Source organism: Planotetraspora sp. A-T 1434, from assembly GCF_025420585.1.
In the GTDB taxonomy this organism is placed as follows: domain Bacteria; phylum Actinomycetota; class Actinomycetes; order Streptosporangiales; family Streptosporangiaceae; genus JAOEGB01.
The window spans coordinates 155189-170946 of sequence record NZ_JAOEGB010000013.1 but is presented as its reverse complement, the minus strand read 5'-3'; the positions used below and the strand labels follow the sequence as shown (position 1 = coordinate 170946).

Sequence of the window (15758 nt, the reverse complement as noted above, 5' to 3'; positions counted from 1 at the left end):
GCTAGCCGCCGCGCAGGAGGCGCTCGCCGGCAACCAAAGGCCGCGCCTTCATGCCTGGGTGGCGGCCTCCGGGGAGGTCAGACGCGCCAGGCGCTCGCGCAGCGCGGCCAGCTTCCGGGCCTGCTCGGGATACTGCCGACTGCGCGGGACCTCGGCGGGCTCGTGGTCGACGCGGATGGCGCGCTCGGCGGCGGCGCGGGCCCGGGCGCGGGCCCGGCTTGTCTGGCCGGGGAGACAGGGGAGGGCTCCGGCTCGACCAGGCCGCGCCGCTCGATCTCCCGCCGGAAGGCGTCTTCGGGCTCTGCGGCGGCCCTGAGCGGCCTCAGGGCCGCCATTCCGGCCCCGCCCGGGGTGATCCCCCCGGGGCTAGGGGCTTGAGCAGCAACCGAACGGCCAGTCAGGTTAAAGAGCCCAGCGGGCTCGTCTTATCGTGACTGGCCGTTCCGATGCGGACGGCTGCCAGGCCGGGCGGGGGTCTTGCAACGGTTCAGTGGCTCTGCGTTGGTTACTGGCGGGTCGGTCCTACTTTGCGGGCTATGCCTGTGGAGTTCTTGACCGATGATGAGGCGGCGGCGTACGGGCGGTTCGCGGAGCCGCCGTCGCAGGCTGATCTGGAGCGGGTGTTCTTCCTCGATGACGAGGACCGGGCTCTGGTCGGCCGGCGGCGCGGCGAGCACATGAAGCTCGGGTTCGCGCTGCAGCTCGTGACGGTGCGCTGGCTCGGGACGTTCCTGGAGGATCCTCTGGATGAGCCGGGGGTGGTGCTGGAGTTCGTGGCCGATCAGCTCGGTGTCGAGGACCCGTCGCAGGTGAAGCGGTACACCGAGCGGCGGCCGAGGCCGTTCGATCATCAGGAGGAGATCGGCAGGCCTACCAGTGGAAGGACTTCGCCTCGGTCGAGCCGGAGTTCGTGACGTGGGTGGCGGCCCGGTCGTGGACGTCGGGCGACGGGCCGAAAGCGATCTTCACCGATGGGGTGGGGTGGCTGCGGGAGCGGAAGGTACTGCTTCCGGGCGTGACGACGCTGGTCCGGCTGGTGGCGAAGGTCCGCGACGACACGACGAAGCGGCTGTGGAGCGTGCTGGAGGGGCTGCTGACGGTCGGCCAGCGGTACGTTCTGGACCAGCTGCTGGAGGTCCCGCCCGCCTCGCGGGTGTCGGATCTGGAGCGGTGGCGAAAGGGCGTGGCGCCGCGGGCGTCTGGCCCGACCATCATCAAGGCCCTGGACCAGGTGTCGGAGATCGACGGCCTGGAGCTCGCCAAGTTGGGCGCCGAGGCATTGGTGCCGCAGCGCCGATTGGGCGAGCTCGCCAAGTACGGGGATGCGGGCAGACGCTTCCGCGCTCAAGAGGCATCCGGACGGCCGCCGGTTGGCGACGCTGCTGGCCACGGTCCGGTTCCTGGAGGGCGAGTCGGTCGACGACACCCTGGATCTGCTGGATCTGTTGATGGCGGCCGAGCTGGTGAACAAGGCGCAGAACGCCTCCAACAAGGAGAAGGTCCGCAAGCACCCGAAGCTGGCGAAGTCCGCGGCCCGGCTGGGGGTCGCGGTGGAGGCGCTGTTCGAATCCGACGGGTGGGGCGGCCCGGATGAGGAGGTACGGGTGGCCGAGGTGTGGGAGGCGCTCGAGACGGTCATCTCCCGCGCCGATCTGCGCGCGGCGCTGGTCCTAGTGAATGAGAACGTGCCGCCGGCGGACGCCGCCGACCCCGACGACTGGCGGACCGAGCTGGTCGGCCGCTACACCACCGTGTCCGGGTTCTTGAAGCTGCTGCCCGAGGTGATCTCCTTCGGCGCGAACGCTGAGGGCACGTCCGTCCTGGAGGCGATGAAGGCGCTGCCGGACATCCTGGGCTACCGCAGCCGCCTGCCCGCCCCGCTGATCCCCGGCCGCCTGGTCGACGCCGACGTGGTGAACGGGCCGTGGAAGCGCCTGGTGTTCGGGCACCCGGTCCGCGACGACGGTTCGGTGAACCGGCACGCCTACGCCTTCTGCGTGCTGGAGCAGTTCTGGCGCGGCTTGAAGCGCCGCGAGATCTACACCGACGCCTCCACCAAGTGGCGCAACCCGCAGGCCGAGTTGCTGGAAGGACCGCAGTGGGAGGAGGCGATCCGGCCCAACGCGCTGACCGCGCTCAGCCTCCCGACAACCCGGACGCGCTGCTGGCCGAGCACTCCCGCACGCCCTCAAGGAGGTCGGCGGACGGCTGATCGCCAACCCCGACGTCCGGGTCGACGGCGCGGGGAAGATCCACCTGACCGGGGTGAAGGCGATCGAGGAACCGCCGTCCCTGGTGGGACCTGCGGGCCCGCACCACGGCGATGCGGGGCTTGAGCAGCAACCCTGCGGCCAGTGGCGTTAGCGAGCCGATGGGGCAGGGCTTACCGCCACTGACCGGTCCGATGCGGGTGCTGGTTCCGGATGCGGGCCTGCGTGGGATGGACCGAGCCGCTCAATCCCCAGGGTTCGGGAAGCCCTCGCGGTAGTGAGCCCAGAACTCTCAGTGGCCAGGCGTTTTCGCAGGCTTGGATCACGAGACGTTAGGCGTCATCCCGCTTGTCCAGCCATTTGAGAATGGCCTGGTTTGTTTCTTCGGGTTTTTCCTGCTGGATCCAGTGGCCGCAGTCCAGGCAGACCACTTCCACGTTGGGCACGAACTCTGCCAGGTTTTCCGACCTCGCGACCGGGTCCCGGTCGCCGTAGATCATGAGGACGGGCTGGTGGATGATCGAGTCCACGTCCGCCAGGAGGCGCCAGTTGCGGTCGAGGTTCCTGTACCAGTTGATGCCGCCGGTGAATCCGGATGTTTCGAAGGCGGAGACGAGGACGTCCAGTTCGCTGTCGCTCATGATGGGTTCGCCGAGGGGTGTTTGCGCTCTGGCGAGGTTGATCAGTGCCATGCCCGGCTGAGGCTCCGGCGGCGGCTGGTTCTTCCGGTACAGGTTGCGGAGGAACTGGGCGGTGTTGTCTTCGAATACGGCGTCGGCGACGCCCGGCTGCCGGTTGAAGTGGACGAAGTAGAAGTCGCCGCCGAGCATGTCTTCCATGAACTCGATCCACGGCTTTTCCCCGCGCTCCTGGTAGGGCAGGCTCAGGTTGATCACCTTGTTCACACGGGTGGGGTGCAGCAGGGTCAGGCCCCAGACGACGAACGCGCCCCAGTCGTGGCCGATGAACGTGGCGTCTTGGTATCCGTAGTGGTCCAGGAGCGCGACGAGGTCACCCGACAGGTGTTCGATGTCGTAGTCCGTCACCTCGGCCGGGCGGGAGGAGTTGCCGTAGCCGCGCTGGTTCGGGGCGATGACGTGGTAGCCGGCCGCGGCGAGGGCGGGCATCTGGTGGCGCCAGGTGAAGGCGTGGTCCGGCCAGCCGTGGCAGAGCACGATGGGCCTTCCCGCGTTCTCTCGGCCCGCTTCGAAGACTTCGAGTTCCACACCGTTGACCGGAATGAGGGTGGGCTCGGGGAAATCGGTTGAGGTCATGGCGCCATCCTGACGCCGAAACCGGTCACCTCATGACCGGTTTGTGTGGGAGTTTTGTGGGCGTGCGAACCGACCGGCTGGTGGCCGTCCTCCTCATGCTGCAACGGCGCGAGCAGGTGACAGCGGCAGAGGTCGCCCGGGAGCTGGAGGTCTCCGAGCGCACCGCCCGCCGCGACCTCGACGCCCTGGCCATGGCCGGGGTGCCCGTGTACTCCACGCAAGGACGGGGCGGCGGCTGGCGCCTGGTGGGCGGCGCCCGTACCGACCTGTCCGGGTTGACCGCGGGTGAGGCCCGCGCCCTGTTCCTGGTCGCCGGCCCGGCCTCGGCCGCGACCCCGGCCGTGAAAGCAGCCCTGCGCAAACTCGTCCAAGCCCTGCCCGAACCCTTCCGCGCCCAAGCCGAAGCAGCAGCATCATCCTTGGTCATGGACCCGCGACGATGGGGGTCGAGCCGGGTCGAGCACCGACCACCTCGCTTCCTCGACGACCTCCAGGACGCGGTGATCCGCGGCGTCCAGGTGCGGCTCGGCTATGTCGATAGCAAAGGCGCCGGAACCGAGAGGACCGTCCACCCGCTGGGCATCGTCGCCAAAGGCCCGGCGTGGTATCTCGTCTCCCACACCGAGACCGGCCGACGGACCTTCCGGATCGACCGCGTGACATCCGCCGACCCGACCGGCGATCCCGTGCACCGGCCCGAGGACTTCGACCTCGCCGAGAGCTGGCGCGAGATCGCCGACGAGATCGACCGCAAACGAACACCTCTGGAGGTCCAGGCCGTCTGCGCGCCCCACGCCATAGGCATTCTCCGGATCGGGTTCGGCGACCGACTCGAAGTCGGAGGCACCACGACCGACGGACGCATCGACGTCGTGATCCGCGGCCACGACCACTACACCCTCGCCGGCGAACTCGCCGGGCTGGTCGAATGGCTCGAAGTGACCGGCCCCCCGGGTGTGCGAGACCACCTGGCCTCGATCGGCAACGCGCTCGTCGAGCGATACAGCTGACGCCGGCACGGGCGCTCAACCCACGTGCTGAGCACGCTCGACGAGCATCCAGTGTTAGCGTCCACCCACATCGGACCGGTCGGTGGCGGTAAGCCCTGCCCCATCGGCTCGCTAACGCCATTGGCCGCAGGGTTGCTGCTCAAGCCCCGATGCTCCCGCGCGTGGAGCTGCCCGAGGCGATCCTGGAGGTCATGTTGTGGGTGCCGGAGCTCGCCGAGGCGTTCACCGCCGTGTCCCGCGGCCGGTCCCGGTTGAAGGACCTGCCGATCTCGATCGCCGCGTGCCTCACGGCGCACTCACTGAACGTCGGGTACCGGCCGATCGCGAAGAAGGGCATCGAGGCGCTGGAGCGGTCGCGGCTGTCGCACGTCTCCAGAACTTTGGCTCCAAACGCGGTATGACGTGGCTGAACGCGATGAACGACCGAGGCATGGGGACGCGGCGCGAAGGTCGTGTCCGGGACGATCCGCGACTCCCTGCACATCGGATTTCTCTCGGCGGCAGGCTGCGCAGCCGCGCGACCGACGGGTGCCGCGTCGGGCGCCAGCGCATCAGCGTCTACTTCCACTCCAGCGGCTCCGGTGACTGGAGGAGCGTCGACACGATCACAACCGACTCCGGCGGCAGCTTCCGGGCCAATGTCCGGGCCTACCGGTCCGGCACCTGGCGCGTGAAGTTCACATGTGTCATCCGGCACATATGCGGCCGACCGTCCCCACGAACAGCAAAAGCCCGCGCAATCGCGATCCCGCACGGAAATCACGGGATGGCGGTTGCGCGGGTGCGCGGTTTACGCGATGTATTAGGAGCGGCCGTGCCTGGCCCGGCGTGCGGGAATCAATGCGGCACTCACCACGGCAACAATTCCGACGGCGAAACCGATCAGGAAAACAGTGCGAAATCCGTCCATCGAAGGCACGGCGATGCCGCGGAAGGACTGGCTGGTGCCGGCCAGCACCATTCCGGCCACGGCGCTGGAGGTCGAGGTGCCGATCGCCCGCATCAACGAGTTGAACCCGTTGGCGGCCGCCGTCGCCGACGGCGGGATGGCCCTCATGATCAGGGCGGGCATCGCCGAGTAGGCGAACGCGATGCCGGTGCCCGTCACGGTCGAGGTCAGGACCACCTGCCAGGCCGCCCCCATCAACTCCAGGCCCAGCGCGTAGCCGGTGGTCGCGATGGCCGCGCCCAGCAGCAGCGAGATTTTCGGGCCCCGTGCCGCGGACAGGCGCGCGGACAGGGGAGAGACGACCATCATCACCAGGCCCGCCGGAGCCATGCACAGCCCCGCGGAGATCAGCGACATGCCGAGCCCGTAGCCGGTCGCCCGGGGCAGCTGCAGCAACTGCGGAAGCACCAGGGACTGCGCGTACAACACGAACCCGACCAGGATCGAGGCGACGTTGATGAGGAGGACCGGTGAGCGTCCGGTGGCGCGCAGATCCACCAACGGCTCGGCGATGCGCAGCTCGACGACCGCCCAGACGGCCAGGATGACGACGGCGGCGGCGAACAGGCTCATGACCGTGGTGCTGGTCCAGCCCCAGTCGCCGCCCTTGGAGATCGCCAGAAGCAGGCAGATCAGCCCCGCCGACAGGCCGAGCGCGCCCGGAACGTCGAATCGGCCCGGTGACCGCACCTTTGACTCGGGCACGAAGAACGCGGTCAGAACGATCGCGGCAACCCCCAGCCCGGCCGAGATCACGAACAGCAGATGCCAGTCGAGGTGCTGGGCGATCGCGGCGGAGGCGGGCAGCCCCAGTGCGCCGCCGATGCCCAGGGAGGAGCTCATCAGCGCCATCGCCGACCCCAGGCGTTCCTTGGGAACCTCGTCGCGCATGATGCTGATGCCCAGTGGGATGACGCCCATGGAACTGCCCTGCAACGCCCGGCCGATGACCATCGGCAGCAGCGACGCGGTGGCCGCCGAGACCAGCGAACCCGCCACGAGCAGGCCGAGGCTCACGAAGAAGATCCGGCGTTTGCCGTACATGTCGCCGAGCCGGCCCATGACGGGGGTGGCGATGGCACCGGACAGCAGAGTCGCGGTGATGGCCCACGTGGTGTCGGAGGCCGGGGCGTGCAGCAGGACCGGCAGCTTCGGTAGCAGCGGTGCCAGCAACGTCTGCATGACCGCGACGACGATGCCGGAGAAGGCCAGGACGAGCACGGCGGCGCCACCGCGCCCGGTGGCGGGTTCAGGTGGGGAGGTCATGCGCTTTCCGCTGACGTCGACGGCACCGTGAGTGACCTGAGTCCGGTCGGCGCTCATCGTGGTGACGTGTTCTGACGGCTGCATCGCGTGCACCCGCGCCGGAGAGTCGCTCATGTGGCGGGGCGGCCGTACGGATGGGTGTATACAAAGCACCGGCGCGCCATGAACATGCCCCCAGATGGTCTAATTAACAGATCGTCTCTGTCTAAGACTGTTGACGGCGGTGTGGTTTGTCAAGTCGTTCATGGTCTGTGGCTAGATGTAGCTAGATGTGGCCAGATGTGGCCAGGCATCGCCATATGAGGCTGATAGTCCTGTTCGGGCACTCATTATCTGTCTCGGTGATCGCCTCACGCCGCGCCTTCCGGGGCGTCGCGTCATCTGAACCCGAAGGGGGCAAGCACCGGCGGGCGCCGGCCCGACAGGACGTAGTCGGCCAGGGCCCTGCCGGTGGCGGGCCCGAGCGTCACGCCCAGCATGCCGTGCCCGGTGGCGAGGAACACGTCGTCGCGGCCGGGAAGCCGGTCGATGACGGGCAGGCCATCGGGCAGCAGCGGGCGGCCGCCCACCCATGGATCGCGGATCAGCGTCGGCAGATCGTCCTGGTCCTCGAACCAGCGGCCGAGATAGCGGCGGCTCCCACGGGCGATCGCCACGATGCGCTGCCAGTTCAGCCGGCGGTCGTCGCCGCTCAGCTCCATCGTCCCGGCGAGCCTGGTGGTGCCCCCGATCGGGGACGCCACGATCCGGCGGTCCCCGAAGTAGAGGGAGTGCTCGGGTGCCGTTTCGAGCTCGACGGTGAAGCTGTAGCCCTTCCCGGCCTGCAGGGGGAGCCGCAGGCCGAAGTGGCGGAGCAGGCGGGAGGACCACATGCCCGCCGCGATGACGACCGAGCCGCAGTCGATGTCACCGGCGCTGGTGCGGGCGCCGGCGACCCGGCCGCCCACCGTGCGGAACCCCGTCACCTCGACGTGCTCGTGGACCTTTCCGCCGGCGTCGCGGACCACCTCGCCCAGCGACTCCACCAGGCGCCGGGGGTCGAGGACGCCCTCGCCGCGGACGAGGTAGGCCGCCCGGACCTCCGGTGAAAGCGCGGGGTCGAGCCGGTGCGCCTCGTCGCCTTCGACGACGTCCTCGGGCATGTCGTAGCGCCCGGAGGCCATCACCTGCTGGATCCGCAGGTGGTGACGGGCCTCGTCCGCCGACAGGAAGGCGTGGACGAGCCCCGGGCGCCGGAGCGTGGTGTCGACCCCCGCGTCCGCGAGCTCCTCGAACAGGTCGAACGTCGGCCGGTTGAGGTCGGCGAGCGCCGCGTAGCCCCGGCGGAACGTGCTCTCGCCACTGCTGCGCCAGAACCGCCAGAGCCACGCGAGGAACCGCGGGTCCGCCGACGGCCGCAGGTAGAGCGGCGAGTCGGGGCGGCCCAGCGACCGCAGGCCGTACCGGACGACGCCGGGGCCCGGCACAGGCGTCGAGTGGCTGAGGCAGACCCACCCGGCGTTGCCCCACGACGCTCCGGAGGCGAGGCCGGATCGCTCGACCACCTCCACCTCGATCCCCGCCGCGGTCAGATAGTGGGCGAGAGAGAGGCCCACGACGCCGCCCCCGACGACCAGGACTGGTCCGATCGGCATCTCAGGCCTCCGCGCTGATCGACAGATGGCTGGCCAGGAAGGCCCTGGTCCGCGGCTCCCTGGGGCTGCCCAGCAGAAGCCCGGGCGGGCCCTCCTCGATGATCCGGCCGCCGTCTACGAAGACCACCCAGTCGGCGACGTCCCGGGCGAACGTCAGCTCGTGAGTGACGAGGATCATCGTCATGCCGTCCTCGGCGAGTTCGCGCATCACCCGGAGCACCTCCGACGTGGACTCCGGATCCAGGGAGGAGGTCGGCTCGTCGAACAGCAGCACGGCGGGCCGCAGCGCGAGGGCGCGGGCGATGGCGACCCGCTGCTGCTCGCCGCCGGACATCTGCTCGGGATATGCCGTGCCCCGATGGGCGAGCCCCACCCGGCACAGCAGGTGGACCGCCCGCTCCAGCGCCGTCCGCTCGGGCACCCCGGCGAGTGTCTGGGCGAGCATGACGTTTTCCACCGCGGTCAGATGCGGGAACAGGTTGAACCGCTGGAAGACCATGCCGACGGAGCGCCGCAGCTGGGCCAGATCGCGGGTCGCGCCGCCGCCGGAGAAGATCTGCCCGCCGTTCACCTCGATGACCCCGGCATCCGGCCGTTCCAGCAGGTTGACGCAGCGCAGCAGCGTGGTCTTGCCACCGCCGCTCTGCCCGATGACACTGATGATCTTCCCGCGGTCCACGGTCAGGCTCACCCCGTCGAGCACCCGGCGCCCGTCGAACGACTTGCGGAGACTCTCGATCCTGAGGACCGTGCCCGGCCCGGCGTCGGCGACGGACTCGGAGATCGACCCGGCGGCCCCTCCTTCCGCCAGCAGGGCCGTCGCCGAGCGCAGCCGTCGCCGACGGCGCGGGGACAGCGGCGTCCCGGCCTTGATGCGGCGCTCGAACCAGAGCAGGCCCTGCGACAGCGGATAGCACAGGAGGAAGTACAGGCCGGCGATCACCAGGTACACCTCCAGAGCACGGAAGGTCGCCGACGTGATGAGGCGGGCCTCCGACATCAGCTCCGCGGCCGAGATCGTGACCAGCAAGGAGGTGGACTTGAGGAGGTCGACCAGCATGGTGTTGGTGCCGGGGAGGGCCAGGCGCAGCGCCTGCGGGAAGATCACCCGGGTGAAGCCGTTGATCCGGCTGAGCCCGAGCGCTTCGGCGGCCTCCCGCTGCCCGTGGTGCACCCCCGCGATCGCCGACCGGAAGGTCTCCGAGAGATAGGCCGCGTAGAAGACCACGAGGCTGAGAGCGCCCGCGCTGAAGACGTCCAGCCGCACGCCGACCGAGCCGAGCCCGAAGTACGTGACGAAGACGATCGCCAGCAGAGGTATGTTCTTGAAGACCTCGGTGTACGCCGCGGCCGGCCAGCGGAGCAGCCGGTGGCCGCTCAGCCGCATCAGCGCCAGGACGAGCCCGAGAGCGACCGCGCCGGCGAAGCCGACGACCGTGTACTCGACCGTCTTCAGCAAGCCGTCCAGCAGCTCGCCGGTGTAGTCCGACCAGGGGACCTGGAACATCCCGTTTCCTCCTGTGAAATCAGATGGACGGCGGAGTCCAGCCGGCGGGGCGGTCGACGTTGCGCCGCAGCTCGGCCATGCCGGGGGATGGCTTGAGGAACTGGGACGGATCCGCGCCGTACTTCTGGGCGAGCTTGGTCATCCGGCCGTCGCCGTACATCTTGCCGATCTCCGCGGAGAATGCCCTCTCCAGTGCGGTGGCGGTCTTGGGCAGGTAGAAGCTGACCATGTACGGCCGGAAGTAGTCGTACGCGGGGTGCTCGGAGACCTGCTGGTCGGTGGGCGGGGTGAGGTACTGCGTGCTGATCTTCAGCTCGGGACGGGCCTGCTGCGCGGCGAGGATGACCAGCGGGTCGAGGAACCCGACGTCGACGCGGCCGGCGCCGAGGTCGTCGAGCACGCCGTTGGCGTCCGGGTAGGCGTGCAGCTTGGCGCCGGGGACCTGCTGGATCGACTTGACCCACACGTATCCCTCGACCGTGCCGAGGTTCAGGCCCTTCAGGTCGTCGACGGTCTGGTAGGTCTTCCCGGACCGCACCGCCATCGCCGGCGGCGAGTAGTAGGGCGGGTCGGTGAACAGGCCGGACTTCTGCCGTTCGGCCGACCAGGCGACCCCGCCCACCGTCATGTCGTACCGCCCGGACTGAACCCCGGCCAGCATGCCCGCGAAGTCCGTGACCTCGACCTTGACCTTGAGCTTCAGGCGCGCGGCGATCTCGTTGACGATGTCGGCGTCGAGACCGGTCATCCCGTCGCCCTTCTTCTCGGTGTACGGCGCGGCCGGCTGGATGGCGACCGTCAGGACACCGGGCTCGATGGTGCCCAGGCCGTCGCCGCCGCCGGCCGCGTCAGAGGTCGAGGACGACGAGCAGGCCGTGGCCATCAGAGCCACGGCCAGCCCTGCCGCCAAGCCCGCCAGGCGCGGACGGAGTGCACGAGAAGTCCACATATGATTCACCCTTCGGGGGAGCGGGACTTGGAGATCAACGGTGTCGCTGGTCGCCGTCGCCAGGCTGTTGGGTGAACCATAGGTGGCCTGCTATGCCAGGTCATTAGACGAGTAATACGAATCCACGGTCTATCGTGGAAAAACGCTCGTATGAGGCGTACAGTCCCAGGGATGACGAGGCATCGATGCTGACGCCGTCGATCGCCCACGAGATCGCCCGGGAGACGAGCGCGATCATCGGCTTCAACGTGCTCATCACCGACAAGAACGGCATCGTCATCGGGAGCGGAGACGTCACGAGGCTGGGCAGCTTCCACGAGGCGTCGATCGAGGTCATGCGGACCCTGCGCCCGGCCAGCCACGGCCCCGCGGAGGCGCACCGCCTCATCGGCGTCCTCCCCGGGGTCACGCTGCCGATCCTGCTCAACAACGACTCGGTCGGCACCGTCGGCATCACCGGCGATCCCGGACAGGTCGAGCGCTTCGGCCGGGTCGTCCGCAACCAGACGGAGATCCTGCTGCGCGAGTCCCTGCTGCTGCGCTCGCGGATGCTGCGGGAGAGCGCGGTGGAGGACGTGCTGCGCGACCTCGCGCACTACGACCCTGAGATCACCGAGCCCGAGCTCATCGCCTTCAAGGCTCGCGAGCTGGGCTACGAACTGCGGCTGTGCCGCTGCGCCGTCGTGATCGACGTGGCCGTCGAGGCCGGCGCGCCGTGGTCTGGGGTCGGGCCCGGGCCTGGGATGGGGCCGGGGGCCGGGTCGGGGGTCGGGTCTGGGGTGGGGCCGGGGCTCGGGCCGGGGGCCGGGTCTGGGGTCGGCCCGCCGGAGTCACCGCCGCCGTCGGAACCCCCGACGCTCAGGTCGGCCATGCTGCGCATGCTCCGTCAGGCGTTCCCCGATCCGCGAGACCTCGTCGGGACCGCCGCCTCGGGGCGGTTCGTCGTGTTGCACCATCTCCGCGGGGAGGACGCGAGCACGGATCTCCTCGGGCGGTGCCGGGAGATCGCCCGCGACCTCGTCCGTCCCCACTCGTGCCGCATCGGCGTCGGCGGCGCCGCGGTCTCGGTCGCCCAGCTCCACGACTCCTACCGGGACGCCACGACCGCCCTCTACCTGGCCAACCGCCTGGGGAGAAGCGACCCCGTCACCCACATCGCGGACGTCCGCACGCACGACCTGCTCGCCACGGTCGCGCACGGCGCCCGCGCCCGGTTCGCCTCCGCCATGGTCGGCCCGCTACGGGAGCAGCCGGGCTGGGAGACCACCCGGCGGACCATCACGGCGTGGTGCGAGTCGGGCTTCAACCTCGTCCAGGCGTCGGCCGCGCTGCACATCCACCGCAATACGCTGGTGTATCGGCTCGCCAAGATCGAGGCCGCACTGGGGCAGAGCTTCCGCGACCCCCGGACCTGCCTGGCCGTCTACCTGGCCTGCCTCATCGACCAACTCGAGGATTCGCCGCCGACCTGACGCCGGAGGCGTCCCGCCCCACCTCCGGCGATCCGCGGGTCAGTCCCTAATCCTCGTTGAGGCCGTCGTCGGTGTCGTCCACGCTCGGGGCGGCGGGTTGATTGGGCCGCCCGCTGGTGCGGGTGCGGCTGGACCAACTGCGGTACGCCTCCTTGCGGGCCCGGCCGACGTCGACTTGGGACATGCCGGAGTAGTAGTCGAGGTCGGCGGCCTCGTCATCGAACTCCTTGGACCGTTCGGGCAGCCGTCTCGCGGCTCTCCTGAGGGCAGAGGCGGACATCCCCAAAACGCGGGCGGCCTCATGGATGTCACCCTCCGCGAGGAGGTCGACGGCCGTACGTTTGCCCTCCTGGGCCTCCTGAAACAGTCGCTCCGCCTCGACCGTGGTGTCAGGGACGCGGCCCGCGGCCTCGTCACCTGGAACCACATTGACGTTGATCGGGACGGTCACAGTGTAGGTCGTGAGCGTCGCGGTCTCGACGTAGGTGAAGACGAGGTCGGCGACGGTGGCCAGGCCGAGCGTCGCGATACCGGGCACGGCGAGGCGCAGCAGGAGTTTCCTGGTCTCTCCCGCGTAGAAGTCGGTGAGCTCGACCACGGTCGCGTCGTCCAGCGTCGCGCTGGGCAGCCTGCCGTACACGCTGACGGACGACACCGGCCCGCGGGGGCGGATGGCGAGCGAGGCCGCCTGGGCTGTCTTGGTCAACAGCCCGGTCACCTCGGCGGCGATGAACTGCCCGGCGGCATCGGGATCCCCGGCATGCAGGGCGCTGCCCCCGCCGCCGTCGGCGATCGCGCCGAGCAGGTCCTCGTCGTAGCCGAGCCCGTACCCGAGAGTGGTGACCGAAACGTTGTGGGCCCGGGCGTCGCGGGCAATCTGCGCGAGGGCCTGGTGCTCAAGGATGCCCTGGTTGGCGTGGCCGTCGGAGATGAGCAGCAGGCTGGCGCCCTGGTCGGCGGAGGCGCGCCGTGCTTCCTGGATGCCGCGCAACAGTCCGCTGGACAGATCGGTGGCGCTCCCTGGACGCAGGGCGGCGATCGCGAGCCGGGCGGCGTCCTTGTCGCTGAGCCGTACGTTGGGCACCTCGATCCGGGCCGTGTCGTCAAAGCTGACCAGGCCGAACTGGTCGACGGGGTCGAGCCGGTCCACCAGGGACAGCAGAGCCCGTTGTGCCCCGGCGAGCTTGCCGCCCCGCATTGATCCGCTGCGGTCAAGGACCACCTGCAGGGTCGCGGGCGGCCTGTCGCTCACCTGAGCGGGTGCGGAGATCTGAACCAGCACGGTGACCTCGTCATAGCGGTCGAGCGGGACCACGTCGACGTCCAGCGTGGTCGTCACGTTCAGCTTGTTGAGCTCGGTTTCGAATGCCTCATACGCGTCCCGGGTGAACAGCACGATCCGCGCCTCGGTGACCTTCGTCTTCGTGGCTCGCAGCGTACGCAGTGTGATGCGGGCGGCATCGGCGAGCGGCCAGCCGTACACGCCGGTCGACACAGCGGGGAAGGCGACCGTGGCCGCACCGAGCTCGTCCGCCACACGCAGGGCATCCTGATAGCAGGAGGTCAGCAGGGCCGCCCTGTCCTCGTGCGTCGAAAAGACAGGCCCTGCCGTGTGAATCACCCACCGGGCCGGCAACCGGCCCGCGGTCGTGGCGGCGGCCCGCCCGACCTTGATGCCGTGCGGATACCGGGCGTGGCTGTCGGCCTCGATCTCGGGGCCGCCTCTGGCGTGGATGGCCGCGTCGACTCCGCCCCCGGGGATGAGCTCGGGGTTCGCCGCGTTGACGATCGCGTCGACGGGCTGCTCCGTGATGTCGCCATGGACTAAGTTGATCTTCATTGGGATTCCTCAAGCCCGTCGCGTGCCACGACGGCGCTCAGTTGCAGGGAACTTCGGTGAGGGCCCGCGGTCCCTCATCCAGCGGGCCGGAACAGGCATCAGCGGTCGTCACGGAGCATGTCAGTGGCGGACGAAGGTCCAGGGGCCGTCGGCGTGGACGATCACCAGGCGGGTTCCCACGGGAAGCATGACCTTGCCGCGGTCGCGGCCGATCTCGTTGACGAGGTACTCGGGCGCGGATCGCTTCAGGCGCCTCCGATGGCACCGCCGCGCACGGAGCCCGGAACGCGGCCGTGGTGCCTCATGTCTCAGCCGGCCAGGGAGACGGTCACACCGTCGGAGAACATCGAGTCGTGCAGCTCGACGGCCTTGAGCTGGAAGTTCTTCGGGACATCGAAGAGCAGGATGCCGTTGACCGCGTTGCCCGGGTTGATGGTGTTGAGGAAGGCGTTGGAGTCCTTCAATCCGAGGGCGGCGGCGCCGGAGTCGGCTTCGAACTGGCGGTCCTTGCCGTCGATGAGCTTCTGTGCTGAGTCGCTGAACATCTGGGCCTCGTCGCCGATGTTCTTGACGGTGAGATGGACGAGCACGTACTGCCCTTGGGCCTTGGAGACCGTGAAGCCCTCGCCGACCTGGGACAGCCCCTTCTGGACCTTGGTGATCTTGAAGGCGAACTTGCCGTCCTTGACGATGTCACCGACGCCGGCCCGCTTCGGCTCGTCCCCCGACTTCGTCTTCTCGTCCGTGCTCTTCTCATCAGGGGCGGATGCCACCGTAGTCGCGGTGCCGCCGGAGTGCCCACCGCTGATGATCGTGCCGAGGACGATCAGGCCGATGAGCACGGCGGTGCCGATGAGCACGGCCTTCAGGCAGCCGCCGCCCTTCTTCTGCACGATCACGGTCTGCGGGTACGGCTGCGCGTAGCCGTGTGGGCCCGGGTTCTGCGGGTTGTTGTGCACGAGATCTCCAGAGGGGGATGAGCCGGCGGCGCAAGCGTGCGTACGTCCCGGGACGGGGCGAACAGCGGCACACCGGCATGGTCGCTTCGTGTAGACGTCCAGCATTAGAGCAGACTGTGAAGCGAGCGCACAAGCGCTTTCTCGCTATGGACAAGCTTCGGTGGAGTCCCGTAGATTCCAGCGCACGGACTCGGGTCGCTTCCCGGACTATTTGATCTGGATCGTTCCCTCATGCCTGCCAGACTGTTACCCACGGCCCCCAAGACGGCTGCCGAGGTCACCGATGATCGCCTCTCCTGACACGAAGCCCGAGGCGTCGTCGTACGAGATGCGCGACGAGTTCCAGGAGTTTGTGCCCGGCTTCGCCGAGGCCGCCCTGGGCGGCGCCGAGCCGGCGGCGGCGTTCGCGTCGGTGCGCGGAGTCGAGTTGTGACGTCGGCCACCCGGCAAGCGGTCCGAACCCGGGGTGTCGGCGGGGCGGGATGGGAGCCGTGCGAAGATGCACGCCAAGCTCGCCGTGGCGGACCGGCGGGTGCTGCTGGTGTCCAGCGCCAACCTGACCCACTCGGGCGTGGCCAGGAGCATCGAGGCGGGGCTGCTCGTGCACGGCGGAACGGCCCCGCAGCGGGCTGCCGAGCACATCGCTGACCTGCGCGGCAAGGGCTTGCTGGAGCGGCTGCGCTAGATC

14 protein-coding genes and 1 pseudogene are annotated in these 15758 nt (G+C 69.3%); 7 read left to right on the top strand and 8 right to left on the bottom strand.

Annotation, left to right across the window (positions count from 1 at the left end; genetic code table 11):
* Nucleotides 1-446 precede the first annotated feature (446 nt).
* Nucleotides 447-988, top strand: a pseudogene (locus N5079_RS18795) (DUF4158 domain-containing protein); the annotation flags it as partial.
* Here the strand turns inward: N5079_RS18795 and N5079_RS18790 are convergent.
* Nucleotides 871-1263: a hypothetical protein gene (locus N5079_RS18790; protein WP_261585222.1), complete on the bottom strand. Its 393-nt coding sequence runs from the start codon at nucleotides 1261-1263 to the stop codon at nucleotides 871-873. The pseudogene N5079_RS18795 and the gene N5079_RS18790 overlap by 118 nt on opposite strands.
* A 59-nt stretch (nucleotides 1264-1322) precedes the next feature.
* Here N5079_RS18790 and N5079_RS18785 point away from each other — a divergent pair, with 59 nt between their 5' ends.
* Nucleotides 1323-2336, top strand: a complete 1014-nt coding sequence (locus N5079_RS18785) for a hypothetical protein (RefSeq protein ID WP_261585221.1) — start codon at nucleotides 1323-1325, stop codon at nucleotides 2334-2336.
* Between the two features lie 206 nt (nucleotides 2337-2542).
* Here the strand turns inward: N5079_RS18785 and N5079_RS18780 are convergent, their stop codons facing one another.
* Complete coding sequence (locus N5079_RS18780) at nucleotides 2543-3484, bottom strand: alpha/beta fold hydrolase (RefSeq protein WP_261585220.1); 942 nt, start codon at nucleotides 3482-3484, stop codon at nucleotides 2543-2545.
* A 62-nt stretch (nucleotides 3485-3546) separates the two neighbouring features.
* Here N5079_RS18780 and N5079_RS18775 point away from each other — a divergent pair, with 62 nt between their 5' ends.
* Together N5079_RS18775 and N5079_RS18770 are read left to right on the top strand one after the other, a co-directional pair.
* Nucleotides 3547-4494, top strand: a complete 948-nt coding sequence (locus tag N5079_RS18775; protein WP_261585219.1) for a helix-turn-helix transcriptional regulator — start codon at nucleotides 3547-3549, stop codon at nucleotides 4492-4494.
* Nucleotides 4495-4655: 161 nt separating this feature from the next.
* Entirely contained in the window at nucleotides 4656-4895 is a 240-nt protein-coding gene (locus N5079_RS18770; protein WP_261585218.1) for a transposase, read from the top strand.
* 401 nt (nucleotides 4896-5296) lie between these two features.
* Here N5079_RS18770 and N5079_RS18765 read toward each other — a convergent pair whose 3' ends face one another.
* From N5079_RS18765 to N5079_RS18745, 4 genes are all read right to left on the bottom strand, one after another.
* Complete coding sequence (locus tag N5079_RS18765) at nucleotides 5297-6709, bottom strand: MFS transporter (protein WP_261585217.1); 1413 nt, start codon at nucleotides 6707-6709, stop codon at nucleotides 5297-5299.
* A gap of 377 nt (nucleotides 6710-7086) precedes the next feature.
* Nucleotides 7087-8343, bottom strand: coding sequence for an NAD(P)/FAD-dependent oxidoreductase (locus N5079_RS18760; RefSeq protein ID WP_261585216.1), 1257 nt, complete (start codon nucleotides 8341-8343; stop codon nucleotides 7087-7089).
* Nucleotide 8344: 1 nt separating this feature from the next.
* Nucleotides 8345-9850 (bottom strand): amino acid ABC transporter permease/ATP-binding protein, encoded by a 1506-nt coding sequence (locus N5079_RS35375; RefSeq protein ID WP_315967867.1) that lies wholly within the window; start codon nucleotides 9848-9850, stop codon nucleotides 8345-8347.
* Between the two features lie 19 nt (nucleotides 9851-9869).
* Nucleotides 9870-10799, bottom strand: coding sequence for a substrate-binding periplasmic protein (locus N5079_RS18745; RefSeq protein ID WP_261585215.1), 930 nt, complete (start codon nucleotides 10797-10799; stop codon nucleotides 9870-9872).
* 185 nt (nucleotides 10800-10984) lie between these two features.
* Between N5079_RS18745 and N5079_RS18740 the strand changes: the two genes are divergently transcribed.
* Nucleotides 10985-12271, top strand: a complete 1287-nt coding sequence (locus N5079_RS18740) for a CdaR family transcriptional regulator (RefSeq protein ID WP_261585214.1) — start codon at nucleotides 10985-10987, stop codon at nucleotides 12269-12271.
* 46 nt (nucleotides 12272-12317) lie between these two features.
* Here N5079_RS18740 and N5079_RS18735 read toward each other — a convergent pair whose 3' ends face one another.
* Nucleotides 12318-14111, bottom strand: coding sequence for an O-acetyl-ADP-ribose deacetylase (locus tag N5079_RS18735; RefSeq protein ID WP_315967866.1), 1794 nt, complete (start codon nucleotides 14109-14111; stop codon nucleotides 12318-12320).
* Between the two features lie 308 nt (nucleotides 14112-14419).
* Complete coding sequence (locus N5079_RS18725; protein ID WP_261585213.1) at nucleotides 14420-15070, bottom strand: DUF4352 domain-containing protein; 651 nt, start codon at nucleotides 15068-15070, stop codon at nucleotides 14420-14422.
* Nucleotides 15071-15353: 283 nt separating this feature from the next.
* Here N5079_RS18725 and N5079_RS18720 point away from each other — a divergent pair, with 283 nt between their 5' ends.
* Both N5079_RS18720 and N5079_RS18715 read left to right on the top strand, forming a co-directional pair.
* Nucleotides 15354-15503 carry a hypothetical protein gene (locus tag N5079_RS18720; protein WP_261585212.1) on the top strand — a complete coding sequence of 50 codons (150 nt, stop codon included), beginning with the start codon at nucleotides 15354-15356 and terminating at the stop codon, nucleotides 15501-15503.
* 66 nt (nucleotides 15504-15569) lie between these two features.
* Complete coding sequence (locus N5079_RS18715) at nucleotides 15570-15755, top strand: phospholipase D-like domain-containing protein (protein ID WP_261585211.1); 186 nt, start codon at nucleotides 15570-15572, stop codon at nucleotides 15753-15755.
* The last annotated feature ends 3 nt before the right edge of the window (nucleotides 15756-15758 follow it).